The organism is Vibrio sp. (genome assembly GCF_048266485.1).
Classification (GTDB): domain Bacteria; phylum Pseudomonadota; class Gammaproteobacteria; order Enterobacterales; family Vibrionaceae; genus Vibrio.
The window spans coordinates 84,550-103,031 of record NZ_JBLWZK010000005.1; the positions used below are offsets into that span (position 1 = coordinate 84,550).

Consider the following 18,482-nt stretch of genomic DNA (forward strand, 5'->3'; position numbering starts at 1 on the left):
ATTTATCTGCAAATAGCTTGAGTATCAATATAGCCATGAAATCTCTCATGGCTATATTAGCTCAAGGATGAGGAAACCATAAAATATGTACGCTCGTACAGTTACACCGCTAATGTTACTGACGCTCTTTTTATCCTCAAAAATATTGGCCGCCCCACTTTCCCCCCATGTAGCACAACGTGTGATAACCCTGTCCCCACATGCTACCGAACTCGCTTTTTCTGCAGGGCTTGGCGATAAACTGATTGGTGTAAGCCAGGCTAGTGACTACCCACCAAAAACCAAAGATATTGAGCAAGTGGCTAATTATCAAGGCATCAAATTAGAACGTATTTTAGCGCTACAACCTGATCTCGTGATCGCATGGAAAAAAAATGCAAACTCTCGTGAACTCGATCAATTAGAAAAATTTGGCATTCCTATCTACTACTCATCGATTGAAAGCTTGGATGATATTCCCAAAAATCTGAGACAACTCAGCCAGTGGGCAGAAGACTCATCATTGGGGAAAAATAATGCCGCTAAATTTGAAGCTGTGTTAACTCAACTACGCTCTCAGTATCACGATCAAGCCAAGGTTCGCTATTTTTATCAACTCAGCCAAAAGCCAATGATGTCAGTCACTAACCCTAATTGGCCAACTGATATTTTTCAGATCTGTGGCGGAGAAAATGTATTAACCACGACCCGTGTTGCTTATCCGCAAATTGGCGTCGAACAAGTTATCGCTTTGCAACCTGAGGTGATTTTTCATTCCCATCTCGCCACTAACGATGACACTACATGGCAAAATTGGACGCAGATACCAGCAGTTAAACATAGTTTTATTTGGTCGGTTAACCCAGACTGGTTATCACGTCCAACCATGCGTAGCCTAAAAGCAATAAAACAAGTGTGTGCTTATTTGGATAAAGTTCGTTCAAAATAACCATTTGGCGTGAACGATTTTTACCAGTAGAATCTGCGCCAACTTTAACCTTCTCAGACCCAAACGAAGACCATACCTCATGGATATCACTTTACTGTATTTGTTTGATTTATTCGGCACTGCTATCTTTGCTATTTCTGGAGTACTACTTGCCGCTCGATTGAAAATGGATCCTTTTGGCATGGTAGTACTCGCCAGTGTAACGGCCATTGGCGGCGGCTCTATTCGCGATATGATGTTAGGTGCAACGCCAGTATTTTGGATCATCGATAACAATTATTTATGGGTAATTTTTATTACCTGCCTAGCAACACTATTACTCGTCAGACAACCCAAACAACTGCCTTGGTATTTTCTGCCAGTTTGCGATGCCATTGGCTTAGCTGTGTTTGTCGGTATTGGTGTGGAAAAAACCTTATTACTGCAAGACTCTATGATGATTGCTGTGATTATGGGAGTATTAACAGGCTGTGGCGGTGGTATTATTCGCGATATTCTCGCCCGTGAAATCCCAATGGTACTGAGAAGTGAGATCTATGCGACTGCGTGTATCGCTGGCGGGATCACCCATACTGCTGCTTTATATTTTGGCCTCCCATCTCAACCAGCTTTTTTACTAGGGGTAGCCACAACACTCAGCATTCGTTTAGCGGCTATACGTTGGCACCTATCTCTGCCCACCTTATCAATGAAAAGCTAATTCGCTTGATATAAAAAATATAAATAAAGGCGAGACAATAGGCAAAAAAAGGGAGCGCATTGGCTCCCTTTTGATTGATATAACTAAGCGGTATTACTTGATAGTAATACGTGCAAACTTGCGTTTACCAACCTGATACACCGCAGTACCTACTTCTGGTACTAACTTAGTATCTTCAATTTTCGCACCATCAATTTTTGCTGCACCTTGACGAATCATGCGCATGGCATCTGATGTTGAACCGACTAAGCCTGCTTCTTTTAATACGTTACCAATGGCCATACCGGATTCAAATTCAAACTCTGGCATTTCATCTGGCATCGCACCTTTTTGGAAACGGTTTATAAACTCTTGCTCCGCCGCGTCTGCATCGGCTTCACTATGGAAACGTGCAATGATTTCTTTGGCTAACAAAATCTTCACGTCACGTGGGTTTTTACCGGCTTCCACATCAGCTTTAAATTGTGCAATTTCTTCTAATGGACGGAAAGAAAGAAGCTCGTAGTAGCTCCACATTAACACATCAGAAATAGACATGATCTTACCGAACATTTCAGTCGGAGATTCACTCACACCAATGTAGTTGTGGGCAGATTTAGACATTTTCTTCTCGCCGTCTAAACCGACCAACAAAGGCATCATCAGTACTACCTGTGGCTTCTGACCATTAGATTTTTGCAATTCACGTCCCATCAACAAGTTAAACTTCTGGTCAGTACCTCCCAATTCAACATCGGTTTCCATCGCAACAGAATCGTAACCTTGTAGTAAAGGGTACATAAATTCATGAATAGCAATTGGCTGATTACTTGAGTAACGCTTTTTAAAATCATCACGCTCAAGCATGCGAGCAACGGTTTGATTCGCCGCTAAACGGATCATACCTTCAGCACCAAGTTCCGATAACCACTCAGAGTTAAACTGAATTTTGGTTTTCGCAGGATCTAGGATCTTAAACACTTGTTGTTTATAAGTTTCAGCATTGGCGAGAACATCTTCACGAGTCAATGGTGGACGAGTAGTATTTTTACCCGTTGGATCACCAACCATACCGGTGAAGTCGCCGATCAAAAACGTTACTTCGTGGCCTAGCTCTTGGAAGGCACGTAACTTATTTAAAATAACAGTATGGCCTAAATGGATATCTGGCGCAGTAGGATCAGCACCCAATTTAATTCTTAGTGGGCGGCCTTCTTTTAATTTGGCAATCAGTTCTTCTTCTGGAATTAGTTCTTCTACACCACGCTTAATTTCAGCCAGTGCCGCTTCAATGCTCGACATTTAGGTTTACTCCAACAATTCTGTAAAAATACGTATCAGAACATAATACGCAATAGCGCTGTTTTTGGAAACCAGTTAGACTGACTCATCTTATTTTTCCGAGCAATTAATTGCCTTAATAACAGAATTTTTTTTAATAATGCGCGCATTCATTAGCCAACTACCTATTTTTCATAAAGTACTGATCGGATTTATCAGTGCTTTAACCGTTATCGTGACGTTTTCCTTACCTGATATGGAAGAGTTAACCCAACATGAACCTCGCTTAAAAGTAGGTAAACATTATCCACTGGTTATTCCTGAAGACATCTTTATTCAGCAAGGCCCACCAAAAGTGTTTACAGACTGGGAAACTTACACGGTTAAATCAGGCGAAAGCACAGCTCTACTCTTTAATCGCATTGGTTTATCAGCTCAATTACTCTATCAATTAGTATCTTCTAATAAAGATATTGAGAATCAACTCTCACGCCTACGTCCTGGCGATAAACTCATTTTTGGTTTTAATGAAAACCATGAGTTTACTCAGTTAATCCGACCAATCTCGGCTTACGAGTCTTTTCGCATTTCAAAAACCAAAGATGGCTTTCAATCGCATATTGAGAAAAAAGAAATCAATAAACATTTCAACCATGCGGAAGCGACCATTACTTCTAATTTCTGGAATGCTGCGGTGACATCTGGCTTAACGGCAAACCAAATAATGTCATTGGCTGGTATTTTTGGTTGGGATATCGATTTCGCACTAGATATTCGTGCTGGTGATAATTTTAAAGTGTTATTTGAAGAGCAATTTGTCGAAGGTAAAAATATTGGTGGCGGAAAGATTCTAGCAGCAGTATTTACTAACCAAGGAGCAACATTTAAAGCGGTACTCAACCCAGAAGATGGTAACTATTACACTCCCGACGGTCGAGCAATGAAAAAAGCTTTTTTACGTTCACCAATTGATTTTCGTCGTGTCACTTCAAACTTTAATCCAACTCGACGTCATCCAGTAACAGGTAAAGTGGTCCCACATAGGGGCACCGACTATGCTGCACCAGTAGGCACTCCAATTTGGGCAGCTGGTGATGGTATTGTTCAAAAGGCAGGCTATAACCAATTTAACGGTAACTATGTATTCATTCGCCATAGCAGTACCTATATAACCAAGTACTTGCACATGAAAAAGCGATTAGTGAAAACGGGGCAACGAGTTAAACAAGGCGATACCATAGGAACATTGGGAGGTACCGGACGCGTAACCGGTCCTCACTTACACTATGAATTTTTGGTCCATGGCATACATAAGAACCCAAGAACCGTGGATTTACCTCAATCAAGATCGCTAACCGGTGACAAGAAAACCCGTTTTGTTAAACTTGCCAAGCAGCAGCTTGATAAGTTAAACCAATACGATCATCGTTTAATTGCTCAAGATAAATAATCAAAACTGATATACCCAAGTGACTGGGTATATCATTAAATAAAAAATACCCAGTTAATTTAATTATCAACGGGGCATTTTACTTGGAATTATTTATAAACGTCTTAAGTTTAGGTTTTGCAGTTAAACGCTAAATGATGCACCACAACCGCAAGTTGTCGTTGCATTTGGGTTGTTCACGAAGAAGCGAGAACCTTCAAGGCCTTCAGTATAATCAACCACTCCACCAATTAGATACTGTAAGCTCATAGGATCCACCACCAATGTTACACCTTGCTTAACAATCGTCATATCGCCGTCATTTACCTTCTCATCAAAAGTAAAACCATATTGGAAACCACTACAACCACCGCCAGTAATATACACGCGTAATTTTAGATCTGGATTTTCTTCTTCAGAAATCAGCATTTTAACGCGAGACGCTGCAGTGTCAGAAAAAGATAATGGTAATTGCTCATCGCTCATGACGACCTCTCTCATTAGCGTTGTTACCAAGTTATCTACTTGGCACGACGATTTGGGTAGAACACACTTCATCATTGAAATGAATTTCAGATGACTTGATTATCTAATACCTGACCTTATCGTTCAAGTATTCATCGTGAGTTAATCGAAATTAAACTATAGCCTAGTAACTTAACAGAAACAGGATTGGCTTTTTTCTACTAAAAACTAGACCTTTTCTCCGAAAATCCCAACCATAGCCAAAAACCTCGGTGAAAAAAGTGCAAAACTCGTCAGCTTAGATACAATGCGACTGAAATTATCTCATCTGCTCGAGCTCTGACTTTTCAGCCGATAGAGCAGCAAAGAAATAGCATTATTTAAGGATAGAGCATGAGCAAGTCTGCTGAACTATACCAAAAAGCCCAACAAACCATTCCAGGTGGCGTTAACTCTCCAGTAAGAGCCTTTAACGGTGTGGGTGGTGATCCCCTATTTATTGAACGTGCTGATGGTGCATTAATTTTTGATGCCGATGGCAAAGCTTATATTGATTACGTGGGTTCTTGGGGCCCGATGATCCTTGGCCATAATAATTCAGCGATTCGCAATGCCGTTATCAAAGCAGCAGAACGTGGTTTAAGCTTTGGTGCTCCAACTAAAACTGAAATCAAAATGGCCGAATTAGTTTCAGAGATGGTGCCATCAATGGAACAACTTCGCATGGTAAGCTCTGGTACTGAAGCAACCATGAGCGCAATTCGCTTAGCCCGTGGCTTTACTGGTCGCGATAAAATCCTAAAGTTTGAAGGTTGTTATCACGGTCATGCGGATAGCTTACTAGTAAAAGCGGGGTCTGGCGCATTAACGCTAGGTCAACCTAGCTCTCCAGGTGTTCCGGCTGATTTTGCTAAGCACACCTTAACCGCAACCTTTAATGATTTAGACTCGGTACGCGCTTTATTTGAAGCCAACCCAGAACAAATCGCTTGTATCATTGTTGAGCCTGTTGCCGGCAACATGAACTGCATTCCACCAGTTGATGGTTTCCTAGAAGGTCTACGTGAAATTTGTGATGAGCACAAAGCACTACTAATTTTTGATGAAGTAATGACAGGTTTCCGTGTTGCTCAAGGTGGCGCACAAGATTACTACGATATTAAGCCTGACTTAACTACTCTTGGAAAAATCATTGGTGGCGGTATGCCTGTCGGGGCTTTCGGTGGTCGTAAAGAGGTTATGCAATATATCGCACCAACCGGCCCTGTTTATCAAGCAGGTACGTTATCAGGTAACCCAATCGCAATGGCGGCGGGTCTAGCGTGCCTAAAAGAGTTACAAGGTGAAGAAAATGAAGCTCGCCTTGCTAAGCGAACCAAACAGTTAACGAAAGGCTTAAAGAAAGCGGCTGAAAAGTATGGTATTCCATTTACCGTTAACCGTGTTGGCGGCATGTTTGGTTTCTTCTTTACCGAGCAAAAAACCATTACCTGCTACGAAGATGTGACCAAGTGTGATACTGAGCGCTTTAAACGTTTCTTCCACCTGATGTTAGAGCACGGTATTTACCTAGCACCTTCAGCATTTGAAGCAAGCTTTATGTCACTGGCTCACTCATCACGTGAAATTGAAGCGACTATTGAAGCGGCTGAACGTTGCTTTGCTGTGATGGCGGAAGATAAGTAATTCACTTTCCAGAAGTCAATAAAGGAAAAGCGTTAGAGTTGCTCTAGCGCTTTTTTATTTACTAGTCATTAATGCCAATTAAACACCACTAGAATAACCAATAGTAAAATGAGCAACGTAAACCATGGAATCGGCTTTTTCGATTTACTCTTACAGCCATTTTTATTATCACAACAGCCCATCGTTTGACTCCTCTCTATTTGATCAAAGCTGATAACTCAAAATCTTCGATTGATCACATTACCAATTGTCGCCATTATAATAGCGATAATGTTACCGCTTATCTTTTGGTAACAACATACTCCTGATGACTACTATTACGCAAGGAAGATCCATGCCCACAAAATTTAGAATGACAGCCACACATTGGGTGCTGATCATTGCCCTACTTTGCGCTGCTTATGCCTGCTACTTATTGATCACGCCTTATCTAAACTCGATCATCATGGCATTTATTATTTCTTTGTTAGTGTTCCCATTACACAATAAATTAAATTTACGCTGGCCAAATCACCGTAATAGTACCGCTTTTCTTTCCTGCTTATTACTGACCTTTGTGATCGTACTTCCTTTGCTCGCCATTTTCGCATCAATCGTTCAGCAAGGAGCCAACTTATCGCAAACCGTCTATGCTTGGGCGACCCATGGCGGTATTCAAGAAGTATTGGCGCAACCTTATGTAGTGAAAGGTTTAAGCATCATTAATCATTATCTACCTTTTGATAATATCGACCCCCAGCAATTAGCTCAACGCGCCGCAAAGTTCATCTCTCAATTTGGAAGCACTTTAGTCTCTATCAGTGCTGGGATTTTGGGTGATGCTACCAACTTTATTATGAACTTCTTTTTGATGTTGTTTGTATTGTTCTTTTTACTACGCGATCAGGAAAGATTGGTTGATGGTATGCGACATATTCTGCCTTTATCACGCAGCCAAGAAGATCGTCTATTAAGCGAGATTGAGCAAGTCTCCAAATCTGCCGTACTTGGCTCTTTCCTAACCGCTATTGCCCAAGGGGTGGTGGGTGGACTGGCATTCTGGATTGTTGGACTACCCGGTCTATTTTTAGGCACCATGATCGGGGCGGCCTCTTTTATTCCGGTCGTCGGAACCGCATTAGTTTGGATCCCGGCGGCTGCCTATCTGTTTCTCACCGGAGAGATCACTTGGGCGATTTTCATTGTGGTGTGGGGAGTTGCAGTGATTGGTTCCATCGATAATCTATTACGCCCATTGTTAATGCAAGGCAGTGCAGGCATGGATACCTTGATGATCTTTTTTGCTCTACTCGGTGGTATTCAGCTATTTGGTTTGATCGGTTTGATCTATGGCCCACTCATTTTTGCGATAACCATGGTGTTATTTAAAATGTACGAAGAAGAATTTAAGCACTTCCTCAATATGCAAGATAATAGCTAACGCTATATACTCAAGTCACTTCAAGATTCTGAATTCACTTGGGTAGAGAAACCACACACGATTGTTTCGATTGGTATCCAGGCCTGATTATGAGAAAATCAGGCCTGTTTTATTACTAGGTAGAAAGTTCATGTCCACTTACACAGCGCCAAGCCAAATTGCACAACGTCAACTCGAATTCTTTCACGGCAAACATGTATTAATTGCCGGCGAAGCGGAAGATTTATTTTGTCTTGAATTGGCCAATCATTGTGAGTCGGTATCCATTTTCACTACCCATTACGGTTACCATAAAAAATTTGAACAACAGCCAAATATACAATCATACTTTGGTTCGCAGCTAGAAGCCGACACTCAGGCAGATATGCTGCTGTTATATTGGCCAAAAGCGAAAGCCGAAGCCGAATATTTACTGGCGATGTTGATGGACAAACTGGGTGTCAATACCGAAATCTGTGTCATTGGTGAAAACCGATCTGGTGTAAAAAGTATCGAAAAGATGTTTAGCCAATATGGCATCATCAAAAAGTATGACTCTGCCAGACGTTGTTCATTTTATTGGGGACAATGTCAAACTCCGGCGAAGCCTTTCACTCTATCGGAATGGTACAAGAGCTACCCGATTACCATAGGTCAAGATACCTTAACCATTAAAAGTTTACCGGGTGTATTTAGCCATGGTGAATTTGATAAAGGGAGTGAACTACTACTAGCAACCTTACCTAAATTAAAAGGGCGAGTACTCGATTTTGGTTGTGGTGCGGGTGTGATCGGCAGTGTTATGGCAACTCGTAACCCAAACATCTCACTGGAAATGTGCGACATCAGTGCGCTTGCGATTGAATCAAGTAAAGCAACCTTACAAGCAAACGGCTTAAAAGGAACCGTATTTGCCTCAGATATCTATTCCGATATCACAGGAAAATATAACTACTTAATTAGCAACCCACCTTTCCATTCAGGACTAGATACCAATTATTCTGCAGCAGAAAACTTGCTTTCCCAAGCGCCGAACTACTTATCCCATGCAGGTCAAATGATCATAGTGGCCAATAATTTCCTGAAATACCCTCCGATTATTCAAAAGGCTTTTGGCGAATGCATCACACTCGATAAAAATACCAAATTCTCAATATACTCCGCTCAGAAATAACCTCACACCTCAATTGACTCTAATAGCGTGATATTTAAACTCTCAAATATCACGTTTTTTATTATCTGAACCTAGCCCACAATTTTGACAATTTATTGGTATTCATAGCGGTCGATCACCTTTTTTACTGTCGAAAATCAAGTTTGCTTAACTATTCGCGCATAAAATAGTAAAAAGGCATATTATCTACAGTGTGTCTTCTTTATTAGACCTAAGCTAAACTAAGCTCAAGTAACTTTAGTCAGCTTTTTTAAGTTATTCACCTAGAACAGGCAAGCAGTATCATCATGTTTAAGTCCAATAAGACTCATAAATTTCAAAGACTTCAACACACTTTAATGGTGGCCTTTCTGGTTTTAAGTCTTACCCCTCTCACGATTATTGGTCTGTTTTTCCTTCATTCTCACACCCAAGACCTACAAGAACAAAGCACCTCATATTTGACCTCAGTTCGCGACACAAAAAAACAACAAATTAACGATTATTTAAAATCTAAAGAGTCCGAAGTGATGGGCATGGTGCGCTCAGAGCTCGCCTATGCAAGCGGCGGACGCTTTTATGGATTAATAAGTGCATTTAACAAACTAGGCGACACACCAGAGCAAGTTCGCACAAATGCGCAACAACGTTATATTCCTGGCTCTGGCGATCAAATAAAAACCTCAGTATTGCCAGGATCACCTAACTATGCCAGCACCGAGCGTTATCGATTACTGCATAAACGTTACCACTGGGCTTATGTTGATATTTTAAAACGCTCCGATTTCACCGATATCTTATTGGTTGATTTAGAAGGTGACGTTGCTTATTCAGTTAACAAGAACGATGAATTTGGCACTAACTTGATTTCGGGTAAGTATAAAGATTCGCCTTTAGGTACAACCTTTCAACAACTGATCGCAGCTGTTAAAGAGTCACGTAAAAATAACGAAGACTACACCCCTATTATATTGTCTGACTTTTCCAATCAAAATGGCGAACAGATTCTATGGATTGGCGCGCCGATCATTCAGCAAGGCTACTTACACAGTTATGCGATGTTTAAATTGCCAAGTACTGCCTTAACCAACACAGTAGCAGACAATAATAAGGATGTGACCAAGTTACTGGTTGGCACCGATCAGCAAGCCAAAATTCAAGGGATCACTTCCGAGCAAATTAATGCCAGTAATGAAGTCGTCACAAAAGCGTTAGCCGGGCAAACAGCAGTAGGCTCTTTTACCAACAGCCTCGATGAAGAAATTATCGCCGCTTACACCCCAATTAAAATACAAGGTAAGACTTGGGCTTTAATCATTGAATTGCCAGAAAAAGATGCCTACGCGCGCGTTCAACAGTTAAAGCATATTTTTTATATTGTGATGCTAATTGGCATTATTGTGGTATTTATCTGTTCTCACTACCTATCGAACTTTATTACCCGACCTTTGCTTAAATTAACTTGGGTGACAGAAAGAGTCTCCGCTGGTGATTTATCACAAGATATTATTAATATTGATCGTAAAGATGAGATAGGCCGACTCGCTACTAGCTTTGCTCGTATGCAACGTTCAATCAAAGACAAGATAGAATTAATCGGCGACCAAAACACCAAGCTCGAAGACAATATCAAAATCATCCGTCAACAAAATGATGAATTACATCTAGCGAATAAATTAAAAGATGAGTTTTTAGCCACCACTTCACATGAATTAAGAACCCCTCTACATGGGATGGTCGGGATTGCAGAAGCATTAAACTCAGGATCTAACGGCCCTATTCCTGCGAATCAAAAGCATCAACTTTCGATAATCATCAATAGCGGCCAACGCTTAGCCACTCTAGTTGATGATTTATTGGATTACCATAAAATGCGTTATGGCAATCTTGATATTCAAACTACTACGGTTGATTTAACAGCAACCACTCAATTGGTACTAGAGTTATCTAAACACCTACTGGGTAGTAAACCGATTCGCATTATTAATCAAACGCCACAAGAGCTACCTCTAGTATTAGCCGACGCCCAACGCTTAGAGCAAGTACTGTATAATTTGGTCGGTAATGCCATTAAATATACCTCCGAAGGTAAGATCATCATCTCGGCAACCGTACTAGAACAAAAAGTTCGAATTCAAGTCGTCGATACGGGGCAAGGGATCCCGGCTGATCAGCTCGAACATATTTTTGAGCCACTGATTCAAGCAGGACAAGATGCAAGCCGTTATCGCCAAGGTGCAGGGCTTGGATTATCGATTAGTCGTCAATTAATTGAGCTTATGGGCGGCACTCTATATGTCAGTAGCCAGCCAATGGTAGGAACAACCTTTAGCTTCTCTTTGCCTATCGCAAACCAGCAGCAAATTGACCATTATCAACAAAATGAATTACAGAGTCACTTTCAGGTGCCGGATGCGCATAACTTTGTCAATATTGATGATTCTTCCTTACCGCAAAATCCAGATGGCCCACTATTAGTCGTTGCTGATGATGAACCGGTCAACCTACAAATTTTAGATAGCTTCTTGCGCTTAGAAGGCTACCGAGTTCGTACTGCGAGTGATGGACTGAGTGCCATCCAATTAATTGAAGAAGAAAAGCCTGAATTGGTGTTGCTCGATATTATGATGCCGGGCATGAGTGGTTATGAAGCCTGCCAAGAAATTCGCCAACAATATGATCATGGTCAACTCCCCGTGATTTTATTAACCGCATTAAGCCAAACCAGTGACAGGATCAAAGGCTTTGATTGCGGGGCAAACGACTACCTCACCAAACCTTTTAACAAGCAAGAGTTAGCGGCTCGTATTCGTGCGCATTTAACGGCGAGTAAAGCGGAAATTCGCCGCCTTGAAAATGCTCAATTACAACAAGAGTTACGAATTCGTGAACAAGTAGAGGCTAGCTTGCTGGAAACTCAAGGTCGCTTACTAGAACAGCTAGAATCTGCACCGGAAGCCATCATTTGTGTTCGAGAGGATGGTCGAGTTCGTTTTGCTAATGATTCAGCAGCCAAGTTATTCAGGCGTACGCCAGAACAGCTTAAACGCTCCCAAGCCGATGAAATTATTGCACCGAAATTTCTTAAAACTGCTCAAGAACATTTCTGCGGTGAAGTCGACATTTTCATTGAAGATAAACGAGAGCATATCAAGACCGATATTTTAACCTTACCTGAAGGGTCTGGCTTAAAATACATCTATATATTCAACGTAGGCGGTGGCGTGAATGCTCAACGTATTGATAATCTAGAAACGGCAATTGAAGCGCTCTCAAGCTACGCCTTTGAAGGGGATAAAAACAAACTCCAACAATTAAAAGAATTAGGCGGGGAATTCACACGTCTAGCCGATAAAGTGTCAAATAAAAGCGAAGATAAACAGCAGTTAATGCGTGAAATATTAGTCGAGACGATGAACTGTGCACTGGATTATTGGGAATCAGATAGCGGCCAAACTAAATTTAATTTAGCGGAACAAAGTGGCCTATGGCGCGTATACCTTGATCGTAGTACTTTACAAACCCGAACGTTAGATAAGTACTTAAGAATCGAAACCTTACCGAAAACACCTCGCTGGCGTACCGTGCTGAATACCATTGACTATATTTTACAGCATACGTCATCAGAAACGCCTCAACGACAGCAATTATTAAGTTGCAGAGAGAAGCTACAAACGCTTATTACCACCTAACAAAATAGCCTCTACCGTTGTCACAACAAAAGCCAGCATCAGTATGCTGGCTTTAATTTTACGATGGGTAAAACACCTTCTCGATCCCATACTTATAGAACACCATATATGATGACCTTCTGTTCTTCCTCTTTAAAGCCCATCGCTATTGCATTCCAGTTATTCTAAATAAGCCATTAGTTGTTATAACTCATCCGGCCAAAGAAAGCCTATCCCCCTATAAAGAGTCACCTACTTATCATTGATATAGAGTCACTAAAGCATCATTTATTCTTGATAATACTGGCTCAAACACTTATTTTTCAATTAAAATAAACAACATTAAAAACCACCAGTACTGTTGTTTATTTCAACAAAATATCGATTTAAAAATCATTATTTTTATTTTTTATAGGTAATGAGAAGCCACTCACAACAAATCGGCAATATTATTTTTCCAACAAAAACAAAGAGACAAATCGAATAGTGATCATTATCAACAAATAAACAAAAAATATAAAACACCATAATAATAATAAAAAATAAAGATAGTAAGCACTCACTTAATACCAACTAAAACCAATAAAAGGTGACAAGAGTCACGCAACAAAAAAGATTAAATATTAACCATAAAACCCGGATTTTAACGTTTTCAACGAGAACCCCCTATATTTTAACGTTTTTAACGGGAATAGAAATTGACGGTTTCAACGCTAAGGTGTTTTCTTGTATTGCCAAAGGCCTACAGGCCACTCTGAAATGTCACATAGGGTGTAACAGAACATCACACTCAAATACAGAAAGTGACATGAATGAGGTAGGTCTTAAGCGAGTGTTTATCAATTGATGACATTCCTTTTAATTAAGCTAATACAAAAGCAAAAGTAAGGAACAGCTATGCTTACCAATATCAAGAAAACAGCAATCGCAGCAGCAGTACTTTCTGTCGCAGCAACAGGTTTTACTTCGGTAGCCACCGCTGCAGAGCGCAGCGAGCTAACGGTAGTACCAAACTTCTACCCTACATTTGTTCGTAACTTTAACCCATACTTGGGTGCAACAAACCTACATACAACCACAGATTTCATTTACGAGCCTTTAGTTGTATTTAATGAAATGCACGGTAATACGCCTGTTATGCGTCTTGCTAAAGACTTCAAAATGTCTGATGACCTAATGACTGTCACTTTCGATATTCGCGAAGGCGTAAAATGGTCTGATGGTGAAACATTCAGCGCTAACGATGTGGTTTATTCTTTCAACCTAGTAAAAGAATACCCAGCACTAGACCAATCAGGTATCAACAAATGGGTGAAGAGTGTTGAGAAAAAAGGTGACTACCAAGTTGTCTTCCACTTAACAGAAGCAAACTCAAACGTACCTTACGAAATTTCTAAAGTGCCTGTTGTTGCTGAGCACGTATGGAAAGACGTAAAAGATCCAACAAGCTTTACCAACGAAAACCCAGTAGGTACTGGTCCGTTTACAGATATTGATACCTTTACACCACAGCTTTACATCCAATGTCGTAACCCTAATTACTGGGATGCAGACAACCTAGAAGTTGACTGTTTACGTGTTCCACAAATTGCTAACAATGACCAATTACTTGGCAAAATCGTTAACTCTGAGCTTGATTGGACATCGTCATTCGTACCAGATATCGATAAAACTTACGCATCAGTAAGCCCTAATCACCACTACTGGTACCCGCCATCAGGCACACAAGCATTCATGGTTAACTTTGCAGAAAAAGATCCTGCGAAGAAAGAAGCATTGACTAACGTTGACTTCCGTCGTGCATTCTCTATGGCGCTTGATCGTCAAACTATCATCGATATCGCTTTCTACGGTGGCGGTACTCCAAACGATTTCGCTTCAGGTCTAGGTTATGCATTTGAAGCTTGGTCTGATGAGAAAGTTCACAACGAATATAAGAAGTACAACACTTATAACGTTGAAGGCGCTAAAGCATTATTGAAGAAAGCTGGTTTTGTCGATAAAGACGGTGATGGGTTTGTCGATACCCCATCTGGTAAGTCTTTCGAGCTACTGATTCAATCACCAAACGGTTGGACCGACTTTAACAACACAGTACAACTTGCGGTTGAACAACTACAAGATGTTGGCATTAAAGCCAAAGCTCGTACGCCTGAATTTGCGGTTTATAACCAAGCAATGCTAGAAGGTAACTACGATGTGGCTTACACCAACTATTTCCACGGTGCAGATCCATACACTTACTGGAACTCAGCATATAACTCAGCACTACAAAGTGGTGACGGTATGCCACGTTTCGCAATGCACTTCTTTAAAAACGCTGATTTAGATAGCTTGTTAAATAGCTTCTACAAAACAGCGGATAAAAATGAGCAGTTAAATATCGCTCATAAAATCCAGAAAATCATTGCTGAAAACCAAGTGACCGTACCGGTGATGTCTGGCGCATACATGTTCCAGTACAACACTAAACGATTCACAGGTTGGTGGAATGAGAAAAACCCGAAAGGTCGTCCAAACATTTGGGCTGGTATTCCAGAGCGTCTACTACAAGTGCTAGACCTAAAACCTGTTAAGTAACATGCAACCCCGCGGTGCGCTCATTTGCTAGCAGCGCACCGTCTTTAAACTTCCTCTCTTGATACAAAAATGTATGGCGCTCGGCGTCAGGGGATTTCTTTGTCTGAAATAGACTGCCTGAAACCAGAGTCAGGCCAAAAAATCTGGGAAAGTTAAGGTGTAAGTTATGGGATTTTTCTTAAAACGTTTAGGATTTTATTTTATCGCGCTGGTCGTGGCTGCCACGATTAATTTTGCGATTCCACGTGCCATGCCAGGCGACCCAGTGACCATGATGTTTGCGAATGCCACTGTTCAAGTCACGCCAGAACGTATCGCTGCAATGAAAGAGCTTTTAGGCTTTGTTGATGGCGGTATTATCGCGCAATATTTTGTCTACATAAAAAACATTTTAAGCTGGAATTTAGGTATTTCTATCCAGTTTTATCCTCTGTCAGTAGAAAAACTACTTGGTGGTGCATTTGGTTGGTCACTATTTCTAGCAGGTACTGCGGTTATCTTCTCATTCTCTATCGGTTCAATTCTGGGTATTTTTGCAGCGTGGAAACGTGGTAGTAAATATGATGCCTTTATTTCACCAGGAATGTTAGTCATCCAAGCGGTTCCACAAGTGGTTATCGCCATGCTCGCGATGTTCGTCTTTGCGGTTGGTTTACGTTGGTTCCCAACGGGTTATGCCTATACCGCAGGTAATATTCCTGATTGGACAAGCTGGATATTTATTAAAGATGTACTTTGGCATGCTGTTTTACCTCTATTTTGTGCATCCATTGTACAGATTGGCGGCTTTCTGATTAACATGCGTAACAACATGATTAACCTTCTTAATGAAGACTACATCACCATGGCGAAAGGCAAGGGCCTTAACGAAAACCGCGTGGTCTTTAACTACGCTGCACGTAATGCCATGCTACCAAGTGTGACAGCACTTTCTATGTCACTCGGCATGGCAATTGGTGGTCAGCTTATTGTTGAAATCATCTTTAACTACCCGGGCCTTGGCTCAGTCTTATTCAACGCAATCAACGCTCGAGACTACCAAGTTCTTCAAGGGCAGCTTCTTATCATGACGTTATTCATGCTGTTCTTTAACTTACTCGCAGACATGTTGTATGTCGTACTAGACCCTCGCCTACGTAAGGGAGGCAAATAATCATGAAAGCTCTCATTAAATTACTTTCAGGTAACTCAAAAGCTATGTTTGGCGTGGTTATCCTAATGGTTTTCATCTTAATGGCTCTATTTGCCCCATTAATTACCAAGCATGAACCAGACCGTCGTACTGGTAATCCACACGAATACCCAAGTTTAGTTACTCACATGGCAAAACAAAGTCCTGATGGATGGGTTGCACAAAACTTAGCAAATGATCGCCGCACTATGATCATGTCAAAGAAAGAAGACCATGTTTTAGGGACAACTCGTATGGGACGTGATGTTTGGTCTCAGCTTGCATACGGAGCTCGTGTATCTCTGGGTGTGGGTTTTGGCGCGGGCTTAGTGGTATGTTTCCTGGCAACCATTATCGGGGTTTCGGCTGGTTACTTTGGTGGTAAGATTGATGATATTTTAACCGCCTCCATGAATATCATGTTAGTTATTCCACAATACCCACTCCTATTCGTTCTGGCTGCCTTTATCGGTGAGGCCGGTCCACTGACAATTGCATTGATTATCGGTTGTACTTCCTGGGCTTGGGGCGCAAGGGTTATTCGTTCTCAAACCTTAGCACTACGTGAAAAAGAGTTTGTAAAAGCGGCAGAAGTATTAGGCGAATCTTCATTCCGAATCATTTTCGTGGAAATTCTACCTAACCTAATTTCTATTGTAGGGGCTAGCTTCATCGGTTCTGTGATGTACGCCATCATGATGGAAGCCACCATTTCATTCTTAGGTCTTGGCGATCCAAGCACCATCAGCTGGGGCATCATGCTCTATAACGTACAAACCTCTTCAGCCATCCTAGTCGGTGCTTGGTGGGAATTAATTACCCCATGTTTAGCATTGACTACCTTAGCGGTTGGTTTGGCAATGCTTAACTTCGCGGTTGATGAAGTAGCGAACCCGCAACTTCGTTCACACAAAGGAATGAAGCGTTGGAAGAAGATTGCAGAACAAGACCAAAAAGCACGTGAGCCTGAGTTGCCACCACAAAATGCAGTTTGGAGCGGAGATAAATAATATGACGACGACTAATAAACAAGAACCGCTGATTTCGATTCGCAATTTATGTGTTGACTACATCACTGATGCTGGCGATGTCCGTGCGGTAAATAACGTAAGCTTTGATATCGCACCGGGTGAAGTCTTTGGTCTAGCAGGAGAATCAGGCTGTGGTAAATCCACCGTGGCTTTCTCACTAATGCGCCTACATAAGCCGCCAGCATTTATTACCGGTGGTGAAGTGATCTTTAACGGTGAAAACATCCTGAAGTACAGCGAGCAACGCATTCAGAGCTTCCGTTGGAGTGAGATGTCAATGGTATTCCAAAGTGCCATGAATGCATTAAACCCTGTACTACCAATGGAAGAGCAGTTTTGCGATGTGATTATGCGTCATACCAATATGACTCGTGATCAAGCTCGTAAGCGTGCTGCTGGTCTACTCGAAATTGTTGATATTCACCCAGATCGTCTAGGTGACTACCCTCACCAATTCTCTGGTGGTATGCGTCAACGATTAGTGATTGCGATTGCATTAGCACTTAACCCTAAAATGATCATCATGGATGAACCAACAACTGCACTGGATGTTGTAGTTCAACGTGAAATCTTACAGAAAATCTATGCGTTAAAAGAAGAATTTGGTTTCTCAATCTTATTTATTACCCATGACTTATCGCTGATGGTTGAGTTCTCAGATCGCATTGGGATTATGTACTCAGGTGAATTAATTGAGGTTGCGCCTTCTAAAGAGATTTTAGAATCACCGTATCACCCTTACACCAAAGGGTTGGGATCATCTTTCCCACCATTAACTGGGCCTAAGACTAAGTTAACCGGCATTCCTGGTAACCCTCTTAATCTGTTAGAAATCCCTGAAGGTTGTCGTTTCCAAGCGCGTTGTGAGCGTGTTCATGACACTTGTCGTCATGTTCCAACTCAATTACGTCAAATAGAACCAGGTCGATTATCAAACTGCCATTTATATGGTGAGCCGATTGTTCAGGCGAAAGTTTAATTAAACGAGATAGAAATCAACATTTCGTTT

The 18,482-nt window shown here is 41.3% G+C and carries 13 protein-coding genes; 11 read left to right on the top strand and 2 right to left on the bottom strand.

Going from position 1 to position 18,482, the window contains the following annotated elements:
- The first annotated feature begins 85 nt into the window (after nucleotides 1–85).
- Both ACN0T8_RS08520 and ACN0T8_RS08525 read left to right on the top strand, forming a co-directional pair.
- Nucleotides 86–928 carry a helical backbone metal receptor gene (locus tag ACN0T8_RS08520; protein WP_417880205.1) on the top strand — a complete coding sequence of 281 codons (843 nt, stop codon included), beginning with the start codon at nucleotides 86–88 and terminating at the stop codon, nucleotides 926–928.
- A 79-nt stretch (nucleotides 929–1,007) separates the two neighbouring features.
- Nucleotides 1,008–1,628, top strand: coding sequence for a TRIC cation channel family protein (locus tag ACN0T8_RS08525; protein ID WP_417880206.1), 621 nt, complete (start codon nucleotides 1,008–1,010; stop codon nucleotides 1,626–1,628).
- 93 nt (nucleotides 1,629–1,721) lie between these two features.
- Here ACN0T8_RS08525 and tyrS read toward each other — a convergent pair whose 3' ends face one another.
- Nucleotides 1,722–2,909, bottom strand: coding sequence for a tyrosine--tRNA ligase (gene tyrS, locus ACN0T8_RS08530; RefSeq protein ID WP_417880207.1), 1,188 nt, complete (start codon nucleotides 2,907–2,909; stop codon nucleotides 1,722–1,724).
- Between the two features lie 139 nt (nucleotides 2,910–3,048).
- Between tyrS and ACN0T8_RS08535 the strand changes: the two genes are divergently transcribed.
- Entirely contained in the window at nucleotides 3,049–4,338 is a 1,290-nt protein-coding gene (locus tag ACN0T8_RS08535) for a peptidoglycan DD-metalloendopeptidase family protein (protein ID WP_417880208.1), read from the top strand.
- A gap of 123 nt (nucleotides 4,339–4,461) precedes the next feature.
- Here ACN0T8_RS08535 and erpA read toward each other — a convergent pair whose 3' ends face one another.
- Entirely contained in the window at nucleotides 4,462–4,803 is a 342-nt protein-coding gene (gene erpA / locus ACN0T8_RS08540) for an iron-sulfur cluster insertion protein ErpA (RefSeq protein WP_086961842.1), read from the bottom strand.
- Nucleotides 4,804–5,175: 372 nt separating this feature from the next.
- Between erpA and hemL the strand changes: the two genes are divergently transcribed.
- The 8 genes from hemL to ACN0T8_RS08580 all read left to right on the top strand — a co-directional run bounded on the left by hemL (nucleotide 5,176) and on the right by ACN0T8_RS08580 (nucleotide 18,452).
- Nucleotides 5,176–6,468, top strand: coding sequence for a glutamate-1-semialdehyde 2,1-aminomutase (gene hemL / locus ACN0T8_RS08545; RefSeq protein WP_417880209.1), 1,293 nt, complete (start codon nucleotides 5,176–5,178; stop codon nucleotides 6,466–6,468).
- Between the two features lie 334 nt (nucleotides 6,469–6,802).
- Nucleotides 6,803–7,888 carry an AI-2E family transporter gene (locus ACN0T8_RS08550; protein ID WP_417880210.1) on the top strand — a complete coding sequence of 362 codons (1,086 nt, stop codon included), beginning with the start codon at nucleotides 6,803–6,805 and terminating at the stop codon, nucleotides 7,886–7,888.
- A gap of 130 nt (nucleotides 7,889–8,018) precedes the next feature.
- Nucleotides 8,019–9,041, top strand: a complete 1,023-nt coding sequence (gene rsmC, locus ACN0T8_RS08555) for a 16S rRNA (guanine(1207)-N(2))-methyltransferase RsmC (protein WP_417880211.1) — start codon at nucleotides 8,019–8,021, stop codon at nucleotides 9,039–9,041.
- A 287-nt stretch (nucleotides 9,042–9,328) separates the two neighbouring features.
- Entirely contained in the window at nucleotides 9,329–12,712 is a 3,384-nt protein-coding gene (locus ACN0T8_RS08560; RefSeq protein WP_417880212.1) for a response regulator, read from the top strand.
- An 876-nt stretch (nucleotides 12,713–13,588) separates the two neighbouring features.
- Nucleotides 13,589–15,271, top strand: coding sequence for an ABC transporter substrate-binding protein (locus ACN0T8_RS08565; protein ID WP_417880213.1), 1,683 nt, complete (start codon nucleotides 13,589–13,591; stop codon nucleotides 15,269–15,271).
- Nucleotides 15,272–15,437: 166 nt separating this feature from the next.
- On the top strand, nucleotides 15,438–16,424 hold the full coding sequence (locus ACN0T8_RS08570) for an ABC transporter permease (protein WP_417880214.1): 987 nt from the start codon (nucleotides 15,438–15,440) through the stop codon (nucleotides 16,422–16,424).
- A 2-nt stretch (nucleotides 16,425–16,426) separates the two neighbouring features.
- Nucleotides 16,427–17,452: an ABC transporter permease gene (locus ACN0T8_RS08575; protein ID WP_417880215.1), complete on the top strand. Its 1,026-nt coding sequence runs from the start codon at nucleotides 16,427–16,429 to the stop codon at nucleotides 17,450–17,452.
- 1 nt (nucleotide 17,453) lies between these two features.
- Entirely contained in the window at nucleotides 17,454–18,452 is a 999-nt protein-coding gene (locus ACN0T8_RS08580; protein ID WP_089124852.1) for an ABC transporter ATP-binding protein, read from the top strand.
- Nucleotides 18,453–18,482 lie beyond the last annotated feature (30 nt).